Raw genomic sequence first — 367 nt, forward strand, 5'->3', positions numbered from 1 at the left:
TTGGAATGCCGATACAGTCGGGACGCGGATCGGTTAAGGGATTAAAACAGAGCACTGGCGAGCTTTCGGTTAGGAAAAAAGATTTGATCCTTGTTAGTGGTTTTAATGTCTACCCCAATGAAGTGGAAGAAGCCATCGCCGGCTTAGAGCAAGTGATGGAGTCAGCGGTCGTCGGCGTTCCTGACCCACTCACTGGAGAACAAGTTCAAGCTTATGTAGTGCTGCGTGAACAAGGATTAGACGAAGCAAGCTTGAGGAAACACTGTAAAAATGAACTCGCCGCTTATAAGGTCCCGAAAAAAGTGGTCTTTGTTGATGAGCTACCGAAAACGCCAGTAGGCAAGGTTCTGCGCAAAGATGTTCGTGC

Annotated in this window: 1 pseudogene; it reads left to right on the forward strand. The window is 48.0% G+C overall.

Annotated elements, in window-relative coordinates:
• A pseudogene (locus Q5762_RS37420) lies at positions 1-367 on the forward strand (long-chain fatty acid--CoA ligase); the annotation flags it as partial.

The sequence above is a fragment of the Streptomyces sp. P9(2023) genome (assembly GCF_032436795.1).
Classification (GTDB): domain Bacteria; phylum Actinomycetota; class Actinomycetes; order Streptomycetales; family Streptomycetaceae; genus Streptomyces.